General features: G+C 68.4%; 17 protein-coding genes. 8 read left to right on the top strand and 9 right to left on the bottom strand.

The genetic code is table 11. From position 1 onward, the window contains the following. The first annotated feature begins 28 nt into the window (after nt 1-28). The 5 genes from ACKTTN_RS13630 to ACKTTN_RS13610 all read left to right on the top strand — a co-directional run bounded on the left by ACKTTN_RS13630 (nt 29) and on the right by ACKTTN_RS13610 (nt 4,667). Nucleotides 29-811 carry a hypothetical protein gene (locus ACKTTN_RS13630; protein WP_407910441.1) on the top strand — a complete coding sequence of 261 codons (783 nt, stop codon included), beginning with the start codon at nt 29-31 and terminating at the stop codon, nt 809-811. 69 nt (nt 812-880) lie between these two features. Beyond that, nucleotides 881-2,179, top strand: a complete 1,299-nt coding sequence (gene purD, locus ACKTTN_RS13625) for a phosphoribosylamine--glycine ligase (RefSeq protein ID WP_407910440.1) — start codon at nt 881-883, stop codon at nt 2,177-2,179. Nucleotides 2,180-2,276: 97 nt separating this feature from the next. Beyond that, nucleotides 2,277-3,005, top strand: a complete 729-nt coding sequence (gene gntA, locus ACKTTN_RS13620; RefSeq protein WP_407910439.1) for a guanitoxin biosynthesis heme-dependent pre-guanitoxin N-hydroxylase GntA — start codon at nt 2,277-2,279, stop codon at nt 3,003-3,005. Further along, on the top strand, nt 3,005-3,604 hold the full coding sequence (locus ACKTTN_RS13615; protein WP_407910438.1) for a DUF1989 domain-containing protein: 600 nt from the start codon (nt 3,005-3,007) through the stop codon (nt 3,602-3,604). Before gntA ends, ACKTTN_RS13615 begins: the two co-directional genes overlap by 1 nt. Further along, nucleotides 3,591-4,667 carry a hypothetical protein gene (locus tag ACKTTN_RS13610; protein ID WP_407910437.1) on the top strand — a complete coding sequence of 359 codons (1,077 nt, stop codon included), beginning with the start codon at nt 3,591-3,593 and terminating at the stop codon, nt 4,665-4,667. The genes ACKTTN_RS13615 and ACKTTN_RS13610 overlap by 14 nt, the downstream gene beginning before the upstream one ends. Here ACKTTN_RS13610 and ACKTTN_RS13605 read toward each other — a convergent pair. The 7 genes from ACKTTN_RS13605 to ACKTTN_RS13575 all read right to left on the bottom strand — a co-directional run bounded on the left by ACKTTN_RS13605 (nt 4,558) and on the right by ACKTTN_RS13575 (nt 10,448). Continuing rightward, nucleotides 4,558-5,541 carry a putative bifunctional lysylphosphatidylglycerol flippase/synthetase gene (locus tag ACKTTN_RS13605; protein ID WP_407910436.1) on the bottom strand — a complete coding sequence of 328 codons (984 nt, stop codon included), beginning with the start codon at nt 5,539-5,541 and terminating at the stop codon, nt 4,558-4,560. The genes ACKTTN_RS13610 and ACKTTN_RS13605 overlap by 110 nt on opposite strands. Then, nucleotides 5,538-6,284, bottom strand: a complete 747-nt coding sequence (locus ACKTTN_RS13600) for a lysophospholipid acyltransferase family protein (RefSeq protein ID WP_407910435.1) — start codon at nt 6,282-6,284, stop codon at nt 5,538-5,540. Before ACKTTN_RS13600 ends, ACKTTN_RS13605 begins: the two co-directional genes overlap by 4 nt. 3 nt (nt 6,285-6,287) lie before the next feature. Beyond that, the gene (locus ACKTTN_RS13595; protein WP_407910434.1) at nt 6,288-7,091 is read right to left on the bottom strand and encodes a GNAT family N-acetyltransferase; all 804 of its coding nucleotides are present in this window, start codon (nt 7,089-7,091) and stop codon (nt 6,288-6,290) included. A gap of 88 nt (nt 7,092-7,179) precedes the next feature. Beyond that, nucleotides 7,180-9,195: a sensor histidine kinase gene (locus ACKTTN_RS13590; RefSeq protein WP_407910433.1), complete on the bottom strand. Its 2,016-nt coding sequence runs from the start codon at nt 9,193-9,195 to the stop codon at nt 7,180-7,182. Nucleotides 9,196-9,442: 247 nt separating this feature from the next. After that, nucleotides 9,443-9,655 (bottom strand): hypothetical protein, encoded by a 213-nt coding sequence (locus tag ACKTTN_RS13585; protein ID WP_407910432.1) that lies wholly within the window; start codon nt 9,653-9,655, stop codon nt 9,443-9,445. A gap of 218 nt (nt 9,656-9,873) precedes the next feature. Then, nucleotides 9,874-10,200: a hypothetical protein gene (locus tag ACKTTN_RS13580; RefSeq protein ID WP_407910431.1), complete on the bottom strand. Its 327-nt coding sequence runs from the start codon at nt 10,198-10,200 to the stop codon at nt 9,874-9,876. Further along, nucleotides 10,197-10,448 carry a hypothetical protein gene (locus tag ACKTTN_RS13575; protein WP_407910430.1) on the bottom strand — a complete coding sequence of 84 codons (252 nt, stop codon included), beginning with the start codon at nt 10,446-10,448 and terminating at the stop codon, nt 10,197-10,199. The genes ACKTTN_RS13580 and ACKTTN_RS13575 overlap by 4 nt, the downstream gene beginning before the upstream one ends. 281 nt (nt 10,449-10,729) lie before the next feature. On the opposite strand from ACKTTN_RS13575, the gene ACKTTN_RS13570 reads away from it, so the two are divergent. Then, on the top strand, nt 10,730-10,981 hold the full coding sequence (locus ACKTTN_RS13570; RefSeq protein ID WP_407910429.1) for a hypothetical protein: 252 nt from the start codon (nt 10,730-10,732) through the stop codon (nt 10,979-10,981). 75 nt (nt 10,982-11,056) lie between these two features. On the opposite strand, the gene ACKTTN_RS13565 is transcribed toward ACKTTN_RS13570, so the two are convergent. Further along, entirely contained in the window at nt 11,057-12,427 is a 1,371-nt protein-coding gene (locus ACKTTN_RS13565) for a M28 family metallopeptidase (RefSeq protein ID WP_407910428.1), read from the bottom strand. 146 nt (nt 12,428-12,573) lie between these two features. Between ACKTTN_RS13565 and ACKTTN_RS13560 the strand changes: the two genes are divergently transcribed. After that, nucleotides 12,574-13,116 (top strand): c-type cytochrome, encoded by a 543-nt coding sequence (locus tag ACKTTN_RS13560; protein ID WP_407910427.1) that lies wholly within the window; start codon nt 12,574-12,576, stop codon nt 13,114-13,116. A 3-nt stretch (nt 13,117-13,119) separates the two neighbouring features. Here ACKTTN_RS13560 and ACKTTN_RS13555 read toward each other — a convergent pair whose 3' ends face one another. Further along, on the bottom strand, nt 13,120-14,391 hold the full coding sequence (locus ACKTTN_RS13555) for a DUF445 domain-containing protein (RefSeq protein WP_407910426.1): 1,272 nt from the start codon (nt 14,389-14,391) through the stop codon (nt 13,120-13,122). 394 nt (nt 14,392-14,785) lie between these two features. Between ACKTTN_RS13555 and ACKTTN_RS13550 the strand changes: the two genes are divergently transcribed. Then, nucleotides 14,786-16,279 carry an ATP-binding protein gene (locus tag ACKTTN_RS13550; RefSeq protein ID WP_407910425.1) on the top strand — a complete coding sequence of 498 codons (1,494 nt, stop codon included), beginning with the start codon at nt 14,786-14,788 and terminating at the stop codon, nt 16,277-16,279.

Raw genomic sequence — 16,279 nt, 5'->3', positions numbered from 1 at the left:
CTTCGCGCGGTCTACGGACACTGCGCGCATGCCCCGCACGCCCCTGCTCCTCCTGGTCGTCGCCTCCGCGGCGTCGGCCCGCACGCCGCCGCCCGCGCCGGTCGACGTCGTCGTGTCCGATCGCGAGGCCGCGCGCGTGCTGTCGTCGGAGTACGAGCACGAGACCGCGCGCATCAAGGGCGACTGGAAAGCCGCAGGCGATGCCGCCTCGACGCGCCGCGTCTGCGCCGACTCCGGCGCGCAACCACGCGAGCGGCGCATCGCGGTGTGTACGTCGCCCGCGGCCACGAACCCGGGCGGCGCGTCGCGCATCGACCTGTTCGTGATCCGCGCGGGCGCCACGCGTCGCGACCCCGCCGAATTGCGCACGCGTTTCCGTGGCATCGACGCGCGTGGCGTGGATGCGAAGTCGGGCGACGTCGGTTTCCTCGCGCTCGGCCCCGCCGACACCGGCTTCGTCATCACGCGCCACAATCCGAACGCGACGCCGCAGCGCGCGATCCAGTCGTTGTACGCCGAAGTCGCCGGCGAGCTGCGCGAGATGCTGGCGGTGACGTCGGTCGTGACCAATCGCGGCGCGTGCACGCCAATGACCTCGCGCCACTGCAGCAAGCGCCTGCTCGAACTCGAATGCACGCTGCAGGCCAATGCTTCGCACATCGACAACGGCTTCTACCTGTTGCAGTTGCAGGTCACCGGCACGCGGCGCGGCGACATCGTCGAGCGCACCATCGACATCCCGCGCGACGCCTACGGCTACCGCGTGTCGGCGCGCGACCTGAAATCGCGCGGTTGCGACGCCACCGAATGAGCCGCACCGCCCGCCGGCCATAGCGCGTCCCGTAAAATGCGGCCTCCCCCGCAAACCGAACGCGCACGCATGAAGATCCTCGTTATCGGTTCCGGCGGCCGCGAGCACGCGCTTGCGTGGAAGATCGCGCAGTCCGCGCGCGTTTCCGAGGTGCTGGTCGCGCCCGGCAACGCCGGCACGGCGCGCGAGGCCAAGTGCCGCAACGTCGACGTGCGCGCCACCGATATCGACGCGCTGCTCTCGCTGGTCGAGCGCGAAGGCATCTCGGTCACGGTCGTCGGGCCTGAAGCGCCGCTGGTAGCCGGCGTGGTCGACCGCTTCCGCGCGGCCAACCACCGCATCTTCGGCCCCACCGCCGCGGCCGCGCAGCTCGAAGGCAGCAAGGCGTTCGCCAAGGATTTCCTTGCACGCCACGGCATCCCGACCGCGCACTATGCGGTGCACACCGACGTCGACGCCGCACTCGCCCACGTGCGCGCGAACGGCGCGCCGATCGTCATCAAGGCCGACGGGCTTGCAGCCGGCAAGGGCGTGATCGTGGCGATGACGCTGGCCGAAGCCGAGGACGCGGTGCGCGACATGCTCGCCGGCAACGCGTTCGGCGCGGCCGGCTCGCGCGTGGTGATCGAGGAATTCCTCGACGGCGAGGAAGCCAGCTTCATCTCGATGGTCGACGGCCGCGTCGCGCTGCCGATGGCGACCAGCCAGGATCACAAGCGCGTCGGCGACGGCGACACCGGCCCGAACACCGGCGGCATGGGCGCGTATTCGCCCGCGCCCGTGGTGACGCGCGAGGTGCATGCGCGCGTGATGCGTGAAGTCGTCGAGCCCACCGTGCGCGGCATGGCGGCCGACGGCGTGCCGTTCACCGGCTTCCTTTACGCGGGCCTGATGATCGACCGCAGCGGCGCGCCCAAGGTGATCGAATTCAACGTGCGCTTCGGCGATCCGGAAACGCAGCCGGTGATGCTGCGCCTGCAGTCGGACATGGTGGATCTCGTCGAAGCGGCGATCGCCGGCAAGCTCGACGCTGTGCAGGCCGAGTGGGACCCGCGCGCCTCGCTCGGCGTGGTGATGGCCGCCGCCAACTACCCCGACGCGCCGCGCCTGGGCGACGTCATCAACCAGTGGGACGTGCCGGATGAAGAGCCGGGTGCGAAGGTCTTCCACGCGGGCACGCGACTGGTCGGCGAACACGTCGAAACCGCGGGCGGCCGCGTGCTGTGCGCCTGCGCGCTGGGCGATACCGTCGCGGAGGCGCAGCAACGCGCATATGCGCTGGTCGCCGGCATCTCCTGGGACGGCGAATTCCATCGCCACGACATCGGCTGGCGCGCGATCGAACGCGAGCGCGCTGCCATCGGCTGAACCCGCCCGTAGCGGGTGACGCCGGCCGCCGCCGGTGTCCACGGTGTCCATGCACGGCGGTCCGTAGGGTGGCGATCGAACTGCCGCCCGGGACCTCATGGACTTCCAGCCTCTCCAACCTGTCGACGCGATCGACGCCTTCCCGACCGACGTGGAGGACGGCCTCGCCGCGCGCTTCCTCGATCACGTCGCCGACGCCGCGTTTCCCTGCGTCGGCGCCAAGGCCGCGCTGAACCGCGGCGCCATGCGCATCCGCGAATTCCGCGCGCTCGGCTGTCCACGCGACGCGGCGCAGCTGGTGGATGCGCTCGCATCGTTCGCCGATGTCGTCGACGCCACCGATGACGACAGCACGCTGCGCACCTTCGTCGCCGTGTTCGAAACACCCGAACGCACCGACGAAGCCACGTTCGACCGCCTGCTGTGGGCGCATCTGCAGCAGCTGCACGACATCGATCGCGCACGCGGCAATGCGTGGGCCGACGACGTCGCGACCGATCCCGATGATCCGCGCTTCAGCCTGAGCATCGCCGGGCATCCGTTCTTCGTGATCGGCCTGCATCCGGGTGCGTCGCGCATCGCGCGTCGCTTCGAGCGCCCGGCGCTGGTGTTCAACTCGCATCGCCAGTTCGACCGCCTGCGCGCCGATGGCCGCTATGCGCGCATGCAGGCGGCCACGCGTGCGCGCGATGTCGCGTTGCAGGGCTCGACCAACCCCAACCTCGCCGACTTTGGCACCGCCGCGGAAACCCGCCAGTACAGCGGCCGCGCGGTCGAACCGGACTGGCGCTGCCCGCTGCACATCCGTACCGGGAAGCCGCACTGATGGCGCAGACCCATCGCATCGACGCGTGTTCCGCGCAGGCGTTCGAGCTCGATGCCGGCGACGAGCTCATCGTGATCGACCCGGAAGGCCAGCAGGTCAGCGACCTCGTCGCGTTCGCACGCGACGACACCCGCGAATACCTCTCGTCGGGCCGCTCCATCGACTATGCGTCGCGGTTGTTCCTCACCACCGGCGACGTGCTGTATTCCAATCGCAGCCGGCCGATGTTCGACATCGTCGAGGACACCTGCGGCCGGCACGACTTCACGCTGACGCCGTGTTCGAAGGACACGTTCTCGATCATCTATGGCGAAACCGAGGGCCGCCCCGGCTGCGAAGGCAACCTCGCGGGCGCGCTCGCGCCCTACGGCATCGAGGTCGACCGCATCCCGATCGCGTTCAACGTGTTCATGCATGTGGCGGTCGATGCCGACAACGGCGTGATCCGCGTGCTGCCGCCGCGCAGTCGCGCTGGCGATCATTTGCGCCTGCGCGCGCGCATGCCGCTGGTGGTCGGCATGACCGCATGCTCGGCGGGGCAATCCAACAACTTCCGCTACAAGCCGATCGATTACCGGATCGAACGTGGACGCGGTTGAACCCGCCGCCGCACGTGCCGCGCCCGCCGCGACGGGGCGGTTCGAGCAGCTGCCGAAATCGCTGAACCTGGTGCCGATGGTCGCGCAGTGGCTGTGGTTGGGCCTGCGCTACCGCAGCGTGACGCTGCCTTCGTGCGCGAATCCCGGCATCACGTCCGGCGGGCTGGTCGGCGAAGGCAAGCTCGAATATTTCGCGGCGATGGGCCCGCTCGCGCGCGCCGCGACGGCGGACTGCATCGACGTCGTCGCGGGACGGTGCACGCGCGCTGACGTCGTCGCCCGGATGGACGCGGCCGGGCTGGCGTTCCCCATCGTCGCCAAGCCCGACGTCGGCTGGTGCGGCTACGGCGTGCGACTGCTGCACGGTATCGCCGATCTCGACGACTACCTGGCGCGTTTCCCCGCCGGCCATCGCTTCCTGCTGCAGCGTTACCTGCCTGCGCCGGGCGAAGCGGGCCTGTTCTACGTGCGCGAACCCGGCGCCGCGAACGGGCGCCTGCTCGGGATCCTGCTGCGCCACTATCCGGCGATCACCGGTAACGGTCGCGACAGCATCACCACCCTCGTGCAACGCGACGCGCGCCTGCAACGCGCGCTGCGCGCGCCAGGCCACGAGCTGCGCGTCGACCCCTCGCGCGTGCCTGCCCCCGGCGAGCACGTGCGCCTGTCGACCGTGGCATCGACGCGCGTCGGCGGCGCCTACGAGGACGGCAGCCAGCATGCGACGTCCACGCTGCTCGCACGCGTCGACGCCATCGCGCAGGACATGGGCGAATTCCACGTGGGTCGCTTCGACGTGCGCTACGACTCGCTCGACGCGCTCCGCGAGGGCCGCTTCACCATCATGGAAGTCAACGGCGCGGGCTCGGAGGCCGTACATGCGTGGGACCCTAAGTACTCGATCCGCGACGTCTATCGCATCGTGTTCGCCAAGCAGCGCTTGCTGTTCCGTATCAGCGATGCGAACCGCCGGCGTGGACGTCGGCCGATCGGCGCGTTCGCACTGGCGCGCCTGTATCTCGCGCAGCAGCGTGCAATCCGCGCGTATCCGCCGTCGAACTGATTCCGCGACCGCGCAGCTGCACGACGAACGCGAGTCCCGCAACGCTCGCCGGCAGCAGGTTGTAGACCACGCGGAACACAAGGAGCGCCGCGAGGATGCGCGCGCGATCGCCGGGCAACGACGCCAGCATCCCCGCCTCGAACACCCCGACCCCGCCCGGCGCGTGGCTGACCACGCCGAGCGTGGCGGACCCGACGAAGGCAAGCACGAAATGCGCCGGCATCGCACGGATCTGCTCGGGCATCAGCACGAATAGCGCAGCCATCGCGAACATGGCCTCGACGAAGGCGACGGTAGCCAGCGGCGGCGCCAATGCGGTGTTCGACGTCGGCATGCGGCCGGTCACGACACGCGGCAACCGTCGCAACGACGCCAGCACGGCGACCGCCGTGATCACGGCGACGACCAGCGCCACCGCGCCGCCCCACTGCATCGCCGCAGCGAGCAGGACCGCGATCACCGTACCCGCCACCAGCGCCGCGCCGACGATGACGACGATTCTGGCGACGGCCCATGCATCCACGCCATCGCGGCGGTACAGCGCGACGCGCAGCGTCGGCGCCAGCACGGCGTGGAAGCCGAGCGTGTTGCACAGCGCGTGTGCCATGGCGCCCGCGCGCAATGCCCGTCGTGCGGGCACGCGGTCGCCGCAGGCCGCGCGGCAGGCCAGCAGCTCCACCACGGCGAGCGCGCCTAAGCTGCATGCGGTGAACGCGACGCTCGCGAGTACGTCGCGCATCGGCAATAGCGCTATCGCCGCGCGGATTGCATGCGCGTCCAGCATGCGCAACTGCATGACGAGCTCGCGAAGCGTCCATGCCGCCACGAACGTGGCGGCGGCGATGCCGATGCCACGGAGCAGGCGTGGCGTCATGGATCGTGCGCGGTCAGCGCCGCGGCGACGATCGAGCGCACATGTGCCGCAGCCGCCTTGCGGTCGCTGCCCAACGCGTCCGCTCGCACCGGCGGGTGCAGCGTCAGGCGTAGCTCGGTGCGTGCGCGACCGAGGAATCGCCACAGGTGCGAGGCGATCATGTCGTCCTCGATGTAGGCATACGCCCGTCGTGCGGCCGCATCTGGCCCCGCCACGGCCAGCGTGACCGGTTGCACCATGACGTCGCCCACTGCGGCGAGCGTGGCGAACACCGGCGAACGGAACGCACGCACGTCGCGGCCGTCGCTGGTGGTGCCTTCGGCGAACAGCACGAGCCCGGGGCCGTCTACGAGCGCGCGCGACATCGCGTCGAGCGCGGCGGCCGCGTCGGTGCGGCGGCGGCCGATGAATACCGTGCGCTGCAGGCGTGAAAGCACGCCGAACAATGGCCAGCCACGCACCTCGTCCTTCGCGACGAAACGCGCCGGCAGCCGCGCGCCCAGCACCGGCACGTCGAGATAGGACAAATGGTTCGCCACCCACGCGGTACGCGGTGCATCGCTGGCGACGCCGTCGACGCACACGTGCAGCCCCAGCAGGTGAACCACCGCGCGATGGAACCGCATCGGCAGCACGGTCGCGACGCGGTGGTCGCCGCGCACGACACACAGCACGACCGCCTGCGCGATGCCCAATACCAGCGCGCAGGCCAGCAACGCGACCAGTCGCGCCAGGCGACGCATGCGTCAGTCGTCGCCGATGCAGGCCGCGCGTGCCGCCGCCTGCGCGTGCGGGCGGTAGCGACGCACGGAACGCGCCGATAGCGCGGCCGTGGGCAGAACGATGCAGACGTCGATGGTGCCGAAGTCGTGATCGACGTAGGCGCCATCGCCGATATGCGCGCCGAGCCGGATGTAGCCCTTGATCAACGGCTCGAGCGAGAACAGCGTGCGGTGGTCGTCGAGCGTGGTGGACGAACTGGCCGGCAGCGGAATCGCGCCGTCGCCGCGGGCGCGCGGGCGGATCGCCGCGGGCGCGAGGTGGTGGCGGTGCAGGTACGCGAGTTGTCGACGTGCTGCATCCGGATCGGTGCCGGGAATGCTCGCGCAGCCGAACATCAGCGCGATGCGATTGGCAGCCACGTAGTCGCCGATCGCACGCCAGAGCAGGTTCAACACGCCACGCGTGCGATACGGCGGCAGCACGCACGAGCGGCCGAGCTCCATCAGCGGCCCGTCGACGTTCGCCAACGGCGCGAGGTCGAATTCCTGGCTGGCGTAGCCCTGCAACGCGGCGACCGCGTTGGCGTGCGTGGCGACGCGGTACGTGCCGACCACGCCGGCGTCATTGCCTGCATACGCCGGGTCGACCACCACGATGTGCTCCATGCGCGCGTCGTAGTCGTCGCGATCGAGCGCGCCTGCGCGTGTACGCGCAGTGGCGCCGCGGAACACCACGTGGCGCAGCTGTTGCGCGGCACGGATCTCGTCAGCCGATCGCGCAAGGCGTACTTCGAGCGGGCCGGTGGACGCGGGACTCGGCGACGGCATGGCGGTTTCGCGCGGGAAACGAGCCGCCACCTTCGGGGCGCGGGTGTGTAGCGCCCATGAAGCGGCGGTGGGCGGCGCGCAGGCGAGCTCAGACGTTGAGCGCGACGGCCGGCTGCAACGGAATGCGCAGTTCGAACGTCGAACCCATGCCGGGGCCGGCGCTCCACGCGGTCAGGTCGCCGCCATGCAGCTGCGCCAGGCTGCGCGCGAGCGACAGGCCGATACCGAGCCCGCCATGCCCGCGTTCCGGCGTTTCCTCCGCCTGCGCGAACAGCTCGAACACGCGGGCCAGCAACGCCTCGTCCATGCCGACGCCGGTGTCGCGCACGCGCACCACGGCATCGTGGTTCTCGACAGCGACTTCGACCGTGATCGTGCCGCCGGGCGGCGTGTACTTGGCGGCGTTGTTGAGCAGGTTGGTGAGGATCTGCGTGAGCCGCACGGGGTCCGCATCGAGCGTCACGCCGGGACCGGTGTCATCGACCTGCAAGTGATGGCCGCGACGCGTGATCAGCGCCTGCGTCTGCTCGATCGCACCGGCGACGCTGTCGGACAGCCGCACCTCGCGTGTCTGCAGCCGCGACAGGCCGCGCGTGACGCGCGACACGTCGATCAGGTCCTCGACCAGGTTGCGCAGGTGCACGGCCTGGCGATCGATGATCTCGGTCGCCTGCCGCACCGTGGCCTCACGCTCCGGCGCCATGCGCAGCAGCTGCACGGCAGTGACGATCGGCGCGAGCGGGTTGCGCAATTCGTGGGCGAGCGTGGCGAGGAACTGGTCCTTCTGCCGGTCCGCGGCGCGCAACGCGTTTTCGCTGCGCTCGAGCATCTGCTGCGTGCGCTTGATGTCGTCGATCTCGGTGCACGTGCCCATCCAGCGAACGATGGCGCCCGTCGCGTCGCGCACCGGCAACGCGCGGCCGAGCACCCACTGGTAGTCGCCATTGCGATCGCGCAGCCGGTATTCAACTTCGTACGGCTCACCGGTCTCGAGGCTGTGACGCCAGCGCGCCCAGGCGCGCGGCTGGTCCTCGGTATGGAACATGCCGGCCCAGGCTTCCCCGTCCGTGGAACCGACCGGCATGCCGGTGAAGTCGTACCAGCGCCGGTTGTAATAGTCGTGATAGCCGTCGGGCAGCGTCGACCAGATCATCTGCGGCACCAGGTCCGCGATGGTGCGGAAGCGCGCCTCGCTGTTGCGCGCGTCGGCCAGCGCGACCTCGCGATCGGTGACGTCCGCGCCCTGCACGAAGACCGCATCGATCTGCCCGTTCGCGTCGCGCACCGGCTGGTACACGAAATCGACGAAGCGCGTGCGCTCGACGCCTTCCGCATCGCGCAATGCCGCCGGCATGCCGCGCCCCACGAAGGGCTCGCCGGTGATGCGGACATGGTCGAGCAGCTGCACGAAGCCCTGGTCGGCGACTTCCGGCAGCACCTCGCGCAACGGCCGGCCGACGAAGTCCGAACGGGACACCAGGCGCTCGTACGCTTCGTTGGCGAGTTCGAAGATGTAATCCGGCCCGCGCAGCACCGCCATGAAACCGGGCGCCTGCGCGAACAGGTCGGTGAGGAACGCGTGGCGCGCGGTGAGCCGCTGGTTGTCGCGCTGCACCGCCGCCGCGCGCGACAGCACGCCTTCCTCGAGTTGCTCCTGCGTCACGCCGGTCGCCGCGCGCGCACGCTGCAGCTCCTCGCGCAGGCGGTGCATTTCGGTCACGTCCATCGTGTGCTGCATCACCGCGGCCACATGGCCATCGGAGTCGACGATGGGCGTATGCGTCGCGCTCCAGTAGCGCATGTCGGTGACCGGGCCGTCGGCCGTGTCGATCGTGATCGCGTAGGGGATCAGGGCCAGCGTGTCGCGCTCGCCAGTGTCGAACACGCGCTGCAGCGAGCGCCGCAGGATTGCCGACTGCGAGCTGCCGTCATCGTTGGTCGCGCCCGGGAACACGTCGAACAGGCCACGGCCCAGCAGCTGCTCGCGCGACAGGCCGGTCAGCAGCTCGTAGGCCTGGTTGGCGTCGAGAAAGCGCAGTTCGCGATCAACGACCATGTAGGCGTTGGGCGAGTGCTGGAACAGCGCATCGAAACGGACGGACACGAACGCACCCTATGGCGGACCGCGCACAGTATGAACGGGGCGCGCCCGCCTTGCCGGAAAGCGTCGCCCGCCAGTCGGGCGGACTGATTCGTTCAGGCATCGGGCGATGCGGTGGGCCCCGGTACCTCGATACCACTTCGGGGGATCGGAGCTCGTCGAATGAGACCGAAAAAGAGCTCGCAGCCGCGTGCGGGACACGAAAAAAGCGGGGCTTTCGCCCCGCCTTCGTCATCGATGGAACACGGAATCAGCGCTTGGAATGATCGCTGGCGCCGAACTTGCCGGTTGCTGACGCGGAACCGGTTTGCGGGGTAGCGGGCGAACCCGACTTGACGGTCGACGCGTCCTTCGCGTTCGCGTCCTTGCTCGGTGCATCGACGCGCGCGCCGACAGTGCCGGACTTGTCCGTAAGGTTCGAGTTGTCGCGCTTCTGGGTGCTGGTGTCGTTTGGAGCATTCATAGGAAGTGTCCCGGTGACGGCAGTTGCCGTAGATGGCCAATGGGCCGGCGCTTCGATGGAAGCGTTCGAGACCCGATGCCGCGTTTGCGACGTGTCGGGTGCTGCCGGGATCGTTGCTGGCGAATCGGTGCAGGCGCAGAGTGCGCGCCGCCGCGGGACGAGGGCGTGACAGCGACGGCGTTCGTGCACGCGCGAGCAGCACCGAACGCATAGTCAGATCACATTACGCGCGCACCTTCTGCCGACGCATCGGTCGACCGTCGAATCACCGAGATCGGGCGATCCGCATCGGCGGTCCTGGGCGTTGCGACCCCGACGCGTGGCGCGCTTATCGCGGTAAGCGCGTCGTCGTCCGACTCGGTGCGTGCGATCAGCGATTCGCGCGCAAGCGCTGCGTCGTCATCCCTGTCGAACACGAAGCGAAGTGGCGTTTCGTTGCCGGCGAACATCACCTCGAACGCGTAACGCATGCCGCGCGTACGCGTGACCGCGCCCACCACCGCCACGTGCCGCGTGTTGATGCAGTGCCCACTGATCTCGATCATGGCGATGCCTGCGCGCCGCGCGCGCCCTGCCGGTCGCCGCGCCGTTCGCGCCACGTGGCCATGTCGACCACGCGACCGGGCACGGCCAATGCCGCGCGAGGCGCCACGCGTGCAGGCGGTGCGGGAAGCGGCGCAGCGCACTCGGGCGGATGTCGCCATCCCTCGTTGGTGGCGCAATGCCACTGGATGTCGTCGAGGCCCTGCTGGCCCGGGTCGGCGGCGTCCATGCCGGGTGGATCGCTGGTCATGGCACGCTCATCGGATCGCGCGCGCGGTGCGCGCATCCCACCGTCGACCTGCGCGCGTTACGTGCACGCGACGGTTCGCAATTCACGCAAGGCGCATCAACGGCGGCGTGGCGTCACGCTCAAGTAACAGCAAGGCGCAGAGGGTGGGGATGCGGCGTCCTCCTGGCCGCAGCACCTGCGAAAAGGTGCCAAAAGGGAGAAGGCAGAACGGAAGCCCCGGTCGCGACGCGGGGCTTTTTGCCATCTGCACGAACACCGGCGTGCCCGCCGTGGGAGGTTGCATGCACTTCGATATCTACGGACGGGCCGACGGATTGCGGCTGCTCGTGCCCGCGATCCTGCCGCAACCGCACGCGCTCGCACGCGAGGGTCCGCTGAGCTCGCTCGGCGGCATCGTGCTCGCGTTCTCGGCGCTCTCGCCGGAGCTGTCGCAGTCGATCGCGCTCACAGGTTTCGGCGTCGCCAGCGACATGGACGACGCGATGATCGACATCGCGCTGCGCCAACCCGGACCGTTCGGCGAACGCTCGTAAAAACGCGCGTCGCCGACCACCCGCGGCCGCGCACAGATGCGCCGTCACCGCGGGCGGTTACCGGGCGATGGGCGCTCAATACGCGCCGAAGCTTCCGGCCGCGCCGGGAAACACCACCGGGCTTTCGGTGCCGTCCTTCGCAACCGCGGCCACCCCGAAGAAGTAGTTGTCGATCACCACGTTCTTCAGCGTGTACGCCGTGACGTCGCCGACGTAGCGCGAATGCGTCCACTGCGAATCCGTGGTGAGGCGCCAGTACACCTTGTAGCCCGCGAGATTCGGCGCCTGCTTCGCATCCGGGCGCGTCCACTTCAGCGTGGTGTCGGCGGTCACCGCGCCTTCGATCTTGACGCCTGCCGGCGGTGGCGGTGCCCACGCCATGCCCGCGAGACTCACCGCATCGAGAGCGGTCAGCTTGGCCGCATAAGCGAAGTCGACACCTTCGATCACGTCGCCGTACTTGCGACCGTTCTCGGTGCGCAGGTCCTGGTGCTGACGATCGTAGTTCTCGTTCGTCTCCATGACGCGCACGCCCGGATAGCCCGCCTCGTTGAACGGGCGGTGGTGGCCGCCGCGACCGAAGCGGTCGAGGCGGTAGACCATCATCACGTCGAGGTTGGGCACGTAGTCGGCCATGCGGTCGATGTAACGCCCGAGGTTGCGCGACGGCGAATCGTCCTCGCCGCCTTCGAAGCGGCGCTGCTTGGCTTCATCCGCCGTCTCGACGATGCGCACGCCTTCGGAGAACACGCGCGCCGTGGTGTTATCGACCACGCCATTGATGCCCGACGAGTTGCCGATCATGTCGTTGTTGAGTTCGGCTTCCAGGCGCCAGCCGTTCTTCTTCGCCTCGGCCGCGACGAACTTGCCGCCGAACAGGCCCTGCTCCTCACCCGACAGCGCGCCGTACACGATCGACGCCGGGAACCTGTACTTCGTCAGCACGCGTGCGGCTTCGATGGTGCCGGCCATCCCCGAAGCGTTGTCGTTCGCGCCCGGCGCATCGGCCGTCGCGTTCATCACGTCGCTCACGCGCGAATCGATGTCGCCACTCATCATCACGTAACGATTCGGATCGCTCGTACCGCGCTGGATCGCGATCACGCTGATCACCTTCAGCGGCCCCGGGATGCGCGGCTCGCCCTGCACCGTGCCTTCGACATAGCGCACGTCGAGGCAACCGCCGCAATCCTTCGAGATCTTCTGGAACTCCGCGTAGATCCAGCGCGTCGCCGCGCCGATGCCGCGCGTGTCGGAGGTCTGGTCCGACAGCGTGTGCCGGGTGCCGAACGAGACGAGCTTGCGGACATCGGCTTCGATGCGGGCGGCGGAGGGCGCCGAGCCGATGTCGTAGAGCTTCGGGTTGCCGGCGGGCGGCTGCGGCGCGTCGGCCGCGAAGACCGGGGTGGCGAGCATCAAGGCGAGTACGGGGAGCGTGCGGCGCATGGCGGGAGCCTCGGGAAACGATCGCCCAAGCGTAGACGGCCCCGCGCGTGCGTGCCGAGACCGGCGTCCGGGCGCGGCACCCGTCATGACGCACCCGCCACGGCAGCCGCCGGAGACTCGGCCGACCCCAATACGCGAGTCCAGCCATGAGCCCGTCCGTTCGCGCTTTCCTGCTCGGCGTCCTCGTCACGCTGCTGGTCGTCGCCATTGGTGGCTTCGCCTACGCCGGCTCCGGGCTGTATCCGATCGGCGCCGATGTCGCGCATACGCCGATGACGCTGCACATGATCGATCGCCTGCGCGACGCATCGACCGAACGCGCAGCGAAGGACGTGACCGTGCCCAACGACCTCGCCGACCCGTCCCGCATCGCCGCCGGCGCGCACGAATATGCCGAGGAATGCACGGGTTGCCACCTCGCACCGGGCAAGACCTCGAGCGAACTGCGCGCCGGCCTGTACCCGCAGCCGCCGAACCTCGCCGAGGACGGCATCGACAACGATGCCGAGGCGTTCTGGATCATCAAGCACGGCATCAAGATGAGCGCGATGCCCGCGTGGGGCCGCACGCACGACGACGCGAAGATCTGGTCGCTGGTCGCGTTCCTCAAAACGGTACCGAAGCTCTCACCGGCGCAGTACCACGCGCTGCTCGGCACCGCGGCAACGGGCGACGCCGACCGCGACTGAGCGTCAGGCGATGCGCGCGATCAGCTGCGTCACGCCGAAGATCAGCCCGCCGATCAACGCGCCCACCGCCGTGCCGTTGTAGCGGATGAACTGCAGGTCGCTGCCGACCGCCAGCTCCAGCTCGCGCGTCATCTCCTCGGCGTTCCAGCGATGGATGCGGTCGACGATGAAGCGCCGGATCGCATCGCGATGTTCGTCGATCAACGGCTCGACGGTATCGCGCACGCTGGACGACACCCAGTCGCGCAGATCGGCATCCTCGAGCAAGCGCTCGCCGACGGCCTGCAGGCCCTGTGCGACGCGTGACGCGATCACCGAGTCGTCGCGCGCCGCGTCCTCGTCGACCCAGCGCACCAGGTCGCCCAGCAGCGAACGCACGTAGGCGCGGAAATCGTCGCTGTCGAGCAGGCGATCGCGGAACGCCTCGACCTCGGCGCGCAGGCGCTCGTCGGTGCGCAGGCGCGCGGCGAACGCCTGCACCTGCCCTTCGACGTACTGGCGCAGCTCGTGGTCGGGGTCTTCCGCCATCTCGCCGATCAGCTCGATGCCCGCCGAAATCAGCCGGTTCGACGCGTACTCGTCCGCGCCCAGCCAGCGCAGCACGCGGCCCACCTCGCGGCCCACGCGACGCTTCACCTCGTCCTGGACCGACGGCGACTGCAGCTTGTCGGACAGGAACCGCAGCACGTCGGTGACCAGCGCCTGGTGGCGGCCGTCCGCGGTGAACCGCTCGATGCCGAGCGCCGCCAGGCCCGAGAGATCGAGGCCCCGCAACCGCTCACGCGACATGTCGTGCGCGAAGCGCAGCAGGCGCTCGTCGGACAGCACGTCGAGCACCCGCGCCAACCCGCGCGCCATCGCCCGCCCCACTGCGCGCGACGTATCCGCATCCGTCAATCGACGCGCGAGCGCCGCACCGATGTCGACCTCGCGCAACTTCTCCGCCACCTGCTCGCGCCCGAGGAAATGATTCGCGATGAAGTCCGCCAGGCTCTCGCCGATGGCGTCCTTGCGCGTCGGGATGATCGCCGTGTGCGGAATCCAGTGCTGGCCGAGCGGATGGCGGAACAACGCGACGACGGCGAACCAGTCGGCGAGCCCACCGACGAGGGCGGCTTCGGCCATGGCGGCGAGGAGGCTGAGTGACCAGTGGGGCGCGTGCTGCTGGGCAATGCGGGCTGCGAGCAGGACGAGCGCGGCGAAGATGAGCAGCGCGGCGGCGAAGCGCTTGCGGCGTTGGAGTGCGGTGACGCGGGGGTCGGCTTCGGGCGTCATCGCACGAGCCTAGCAACCTCATCGATTACCGCGGGGCATGCCAGGCGCAAAACCGTGAGCACGGTACTTGCCATGCAGGGGCGCCCTAGCGGCCGTCAGGTCAATCCCAGCAGAAATGCAACTTGACCCCATTTCCTGCCAGATGAATTGGGGGCCTTAACCGTACTGCTCGTGCGCACCCATTCCCCGAACGTAATTTGATCTTGAAGCCCTCACTCCGATGGCAGGCCGAATAGCGCAGCTTCCGCGTCTTGCGTCGAATGAATCGCATGCTTATTGCCAGTCCGGGGAAGAGTCTTAAAGCGAGCGCCGCGGCCATGCTGCTCAGCTCTACGGCAGCCGGCACGGAGGACACTCGCCCTGGTTAGACTCGGTAGAAATATCGAGCGACGCCATGTCCACGCACCCTGGCCCGAGAAGAGCCGACGCAACCCCACATGCAGCCTCGCTGATCGAGGGCCTGAGAGACATCGGCTATTCGTTCGAGACCGCTATCTCGGACATTATCGACAACTCGATTACCGCTGAAGCGCGGCATATCCAGATCATTACCGACGCATGTGCGGATCAGCCATTGATCGCTGTCGTCGATGACGGGAAAGGGATGACCGAGGACGAACTGATCGCGGCCATGCGTCCGGGCAGCCGGAACCCGCTCGCCACGCGCGACGCGCCGGATCTCGGGCGTTTCGGCCTCGGTTTGAAAAGCGCCAGCTTTTCGCAATGCCGGCGTCTTACAGTCGTGTCTCGGAAGTACGGCAAGACCAGTGCGGCAGTCTGGGATCTCGATGATGTTGCCGCGCGCAATGAGTGGGCCGTCGAGTTGCCCAATGACCTCGCCGGAATCCCTCATGTCAACCGCCTCGGGCCGGTGGGCACACTTGTGCTCTGGCAAAAGCTCGACCGACTGACCGGAGGCATTGCGGACAATCCCGTAAAACGCGCCGAAGTCATAAATCATCGGGTTGCCGAAACGGAACGGCACCTCCGCCTTGTCTTCCATCGCTTCATGGACGACGCCAAACCCCTTCGGATCCTGTTGAACGGGCGTCTGCTACGACCTTTGGATCCCTTCGGGCGAACAAATCCGGCAACCATTCCCGACCCCGAAGAGAAACTTCCTCTCACTGGCGGAAACCTCGAGATCCAGAGCTTTACCCTACCCCACCATAAGCAGATGAGTACCGTGGACTGGGAGGACATCGCCGGCCCCGAGGGTCATCTTAAGTCGCAAGGGTTTTATCTCTACCGTGGCAGGCGGCTCATCCTTCACGGAACCTGGTTCGGGCTCTGTCGACAGTCGGAGCTGACCAAACTCTCGCGCGTCAGAATTGACATCCCCAACAGCATGGACGCGGACTGGAAGATCGACGTCAAGAAGTCGTCCGCGCAGCTGCCGCCGGTGGTTCGCGATCGGTTGAAAAAGGTGATCGAGCGCATCCAGGACGGGTCGAAGCGTACCTATCGGAAGCGCGGGCAGAAACTGGTCGACCAAGAAAGACTGCCTATGTGGAACCGCATACGTGCGGAGGGCCAGATCTCGTACCGCCCAAACACCGAGCACCCCGCGTTTGCCGACTTTGCCGCGCGACTCCCACCCGACTTACAGCGTGGATTCTTCAATTGCATTGCGCTCGTCGGAGCGTCACTTCCGATCGAGACTCTCCACGCGGACCTCGCCGGCGTGCCCGAGCAGATTGTGGCGGACCAGGTAGATGAAGACACGCTGGCTCAAGCGGTGCAGTCGACCCTTTCTGTACTTCTGGCGGCGCGAAAGAATCTCCCAGAGATCATGGCGCTGATGAAGGACGTCGATCCGTTCCGGTCAGCTTGGGAGGACACTCAGCGGATCGTCGCTAGCACACTCGAGAACGAGGGACAGCCGTGA

The sequence above is a fragment of the Lysobacter claricitrinus genome (assembly GCF_045866565.1).
Lineage (GTDB): Bacteria > Pseudomonadota > Gammaproteobacteria > Xanthomonadales > Xanthomonadaceae > Cognatilysobacter > Cognatilysobacter claricitrinus.
The sequence above is the reverse complement of the archived record's forward strand: the minus strand, read 5'-3'. Positions and strand labels throughout refer to the sequence as shown.

Excerpts from the sequence above, each read along its gene's own strand:
- ACKTTN_RS13630 (WP_407910441.1), top strand. The coding sequence starts at position 29 with ATGCCCCGCACGCCCCTGCTCCTCCTGGTCGTCGCCTCCGCGGCGTCG.
- purD (WP_407910440.1), top strand. The coding sequence starts at position 881 with ATGAAGATCCTCGTTATCGGTTCCGGCGGCCGCGAGCACGCGCTTGCG.
- gntA (WP_407910439.1), top strand. The coding sequence starts at position 2,277 with ATGGACTTCCAGCCTCTCCAACCTGTCGACGCGATCGACGCCTTCCCG.
- ACKTTN_RS13615 (WP_407910438.1), top strand. The coding sequence starts at position 3,005 with ATGGCGCAGACCCATCGCATCGACGCGTGTTCCGCGCAGGCGTTCGAG.
- ACKTTN_RS13605 (WP_407910436.1), bottom strand. The coding sequence starts at position 5,541 with ATGACGCCACGCCTGCTCCGTGGCATCGGCATCGCCGCCGCCACGTTC.
- ACKTTN_RS13600 (WP_407910435.1), bottom strand. The coding sequence starts at position 6,284 with ATGCGTCGCCTGGCGCGACTGGTCGCGTTGCTGGCCTGCGCGCTGGTA.
- ACKTTN_RS13595 (WP_407910434.1), bottom strand. The coding sequence starts at position 7,091 with ATGCCGTCGCCGAGTCCCGCGTCCACCGGCCCGCTCGAAGTACGCCTT.
- ACKTTN_RS13585 (WP_407910432.1), bottom strand. The coding sequence starts at position 9,655 with ATGAATGCTCCAAACGACACCAGCACCCAGAAGCGCGACAACTCGAAC.
- ACKTTN_RS13580 (WP_407910431.1), bottom strand. The coding sequence starts at position 10,200 with ATGATCGAGATCAGTGGGCACTGCATCAACACGCGGCACGTGGCGGTG.
- ACKTTN_RS13575 (WP_407910430.1), bottom strand. The coding sequence starts at position 10,448 with ATGACCAGCGATCCACCCGGCATGGACGCCGCCGACCCGGGCCAGCAG.
- ACKTTN_RS13570 (WP_407910429.1), top strand. The coding sequence starts at position 10,730 with ATGCACTTCGATATCTACGGACGGGCCGACGGATTGCGGCTGCTCGTG.
- ACKTTN_RS13565 (WP_407910428.1), bottom strand. The coding sequence starts at position 12,427 with ATGCGCCGCACGCTCCCCGTACTCGCCTTGATGCTCGCCACCCCGGTC.
- ACKTTN_RS13560 (WP_407910427.1), top strand. The coding sequence starts at position 12,574 with ATGAGCCCGTCCGTTCGCGCTTTCCTGCTCGGCGTCCTCGTCACGCTG.
- ACKTTN_RS13555 (WP_407910426.1), bottom strand. The coding sequence starts at position 14,391 with ATGACGCCCGAAGCCGACCCCCGCGTCACCGCACTCCAACGCCGCAAG.
- ACKTTN_RS13550 (WP_407910425.1), top strand. The coding sequence starts at position 14,786 with ATGTCCACGCACCCTGGCCCGAGAAGAGCCGACGCAACCCCACATGCA.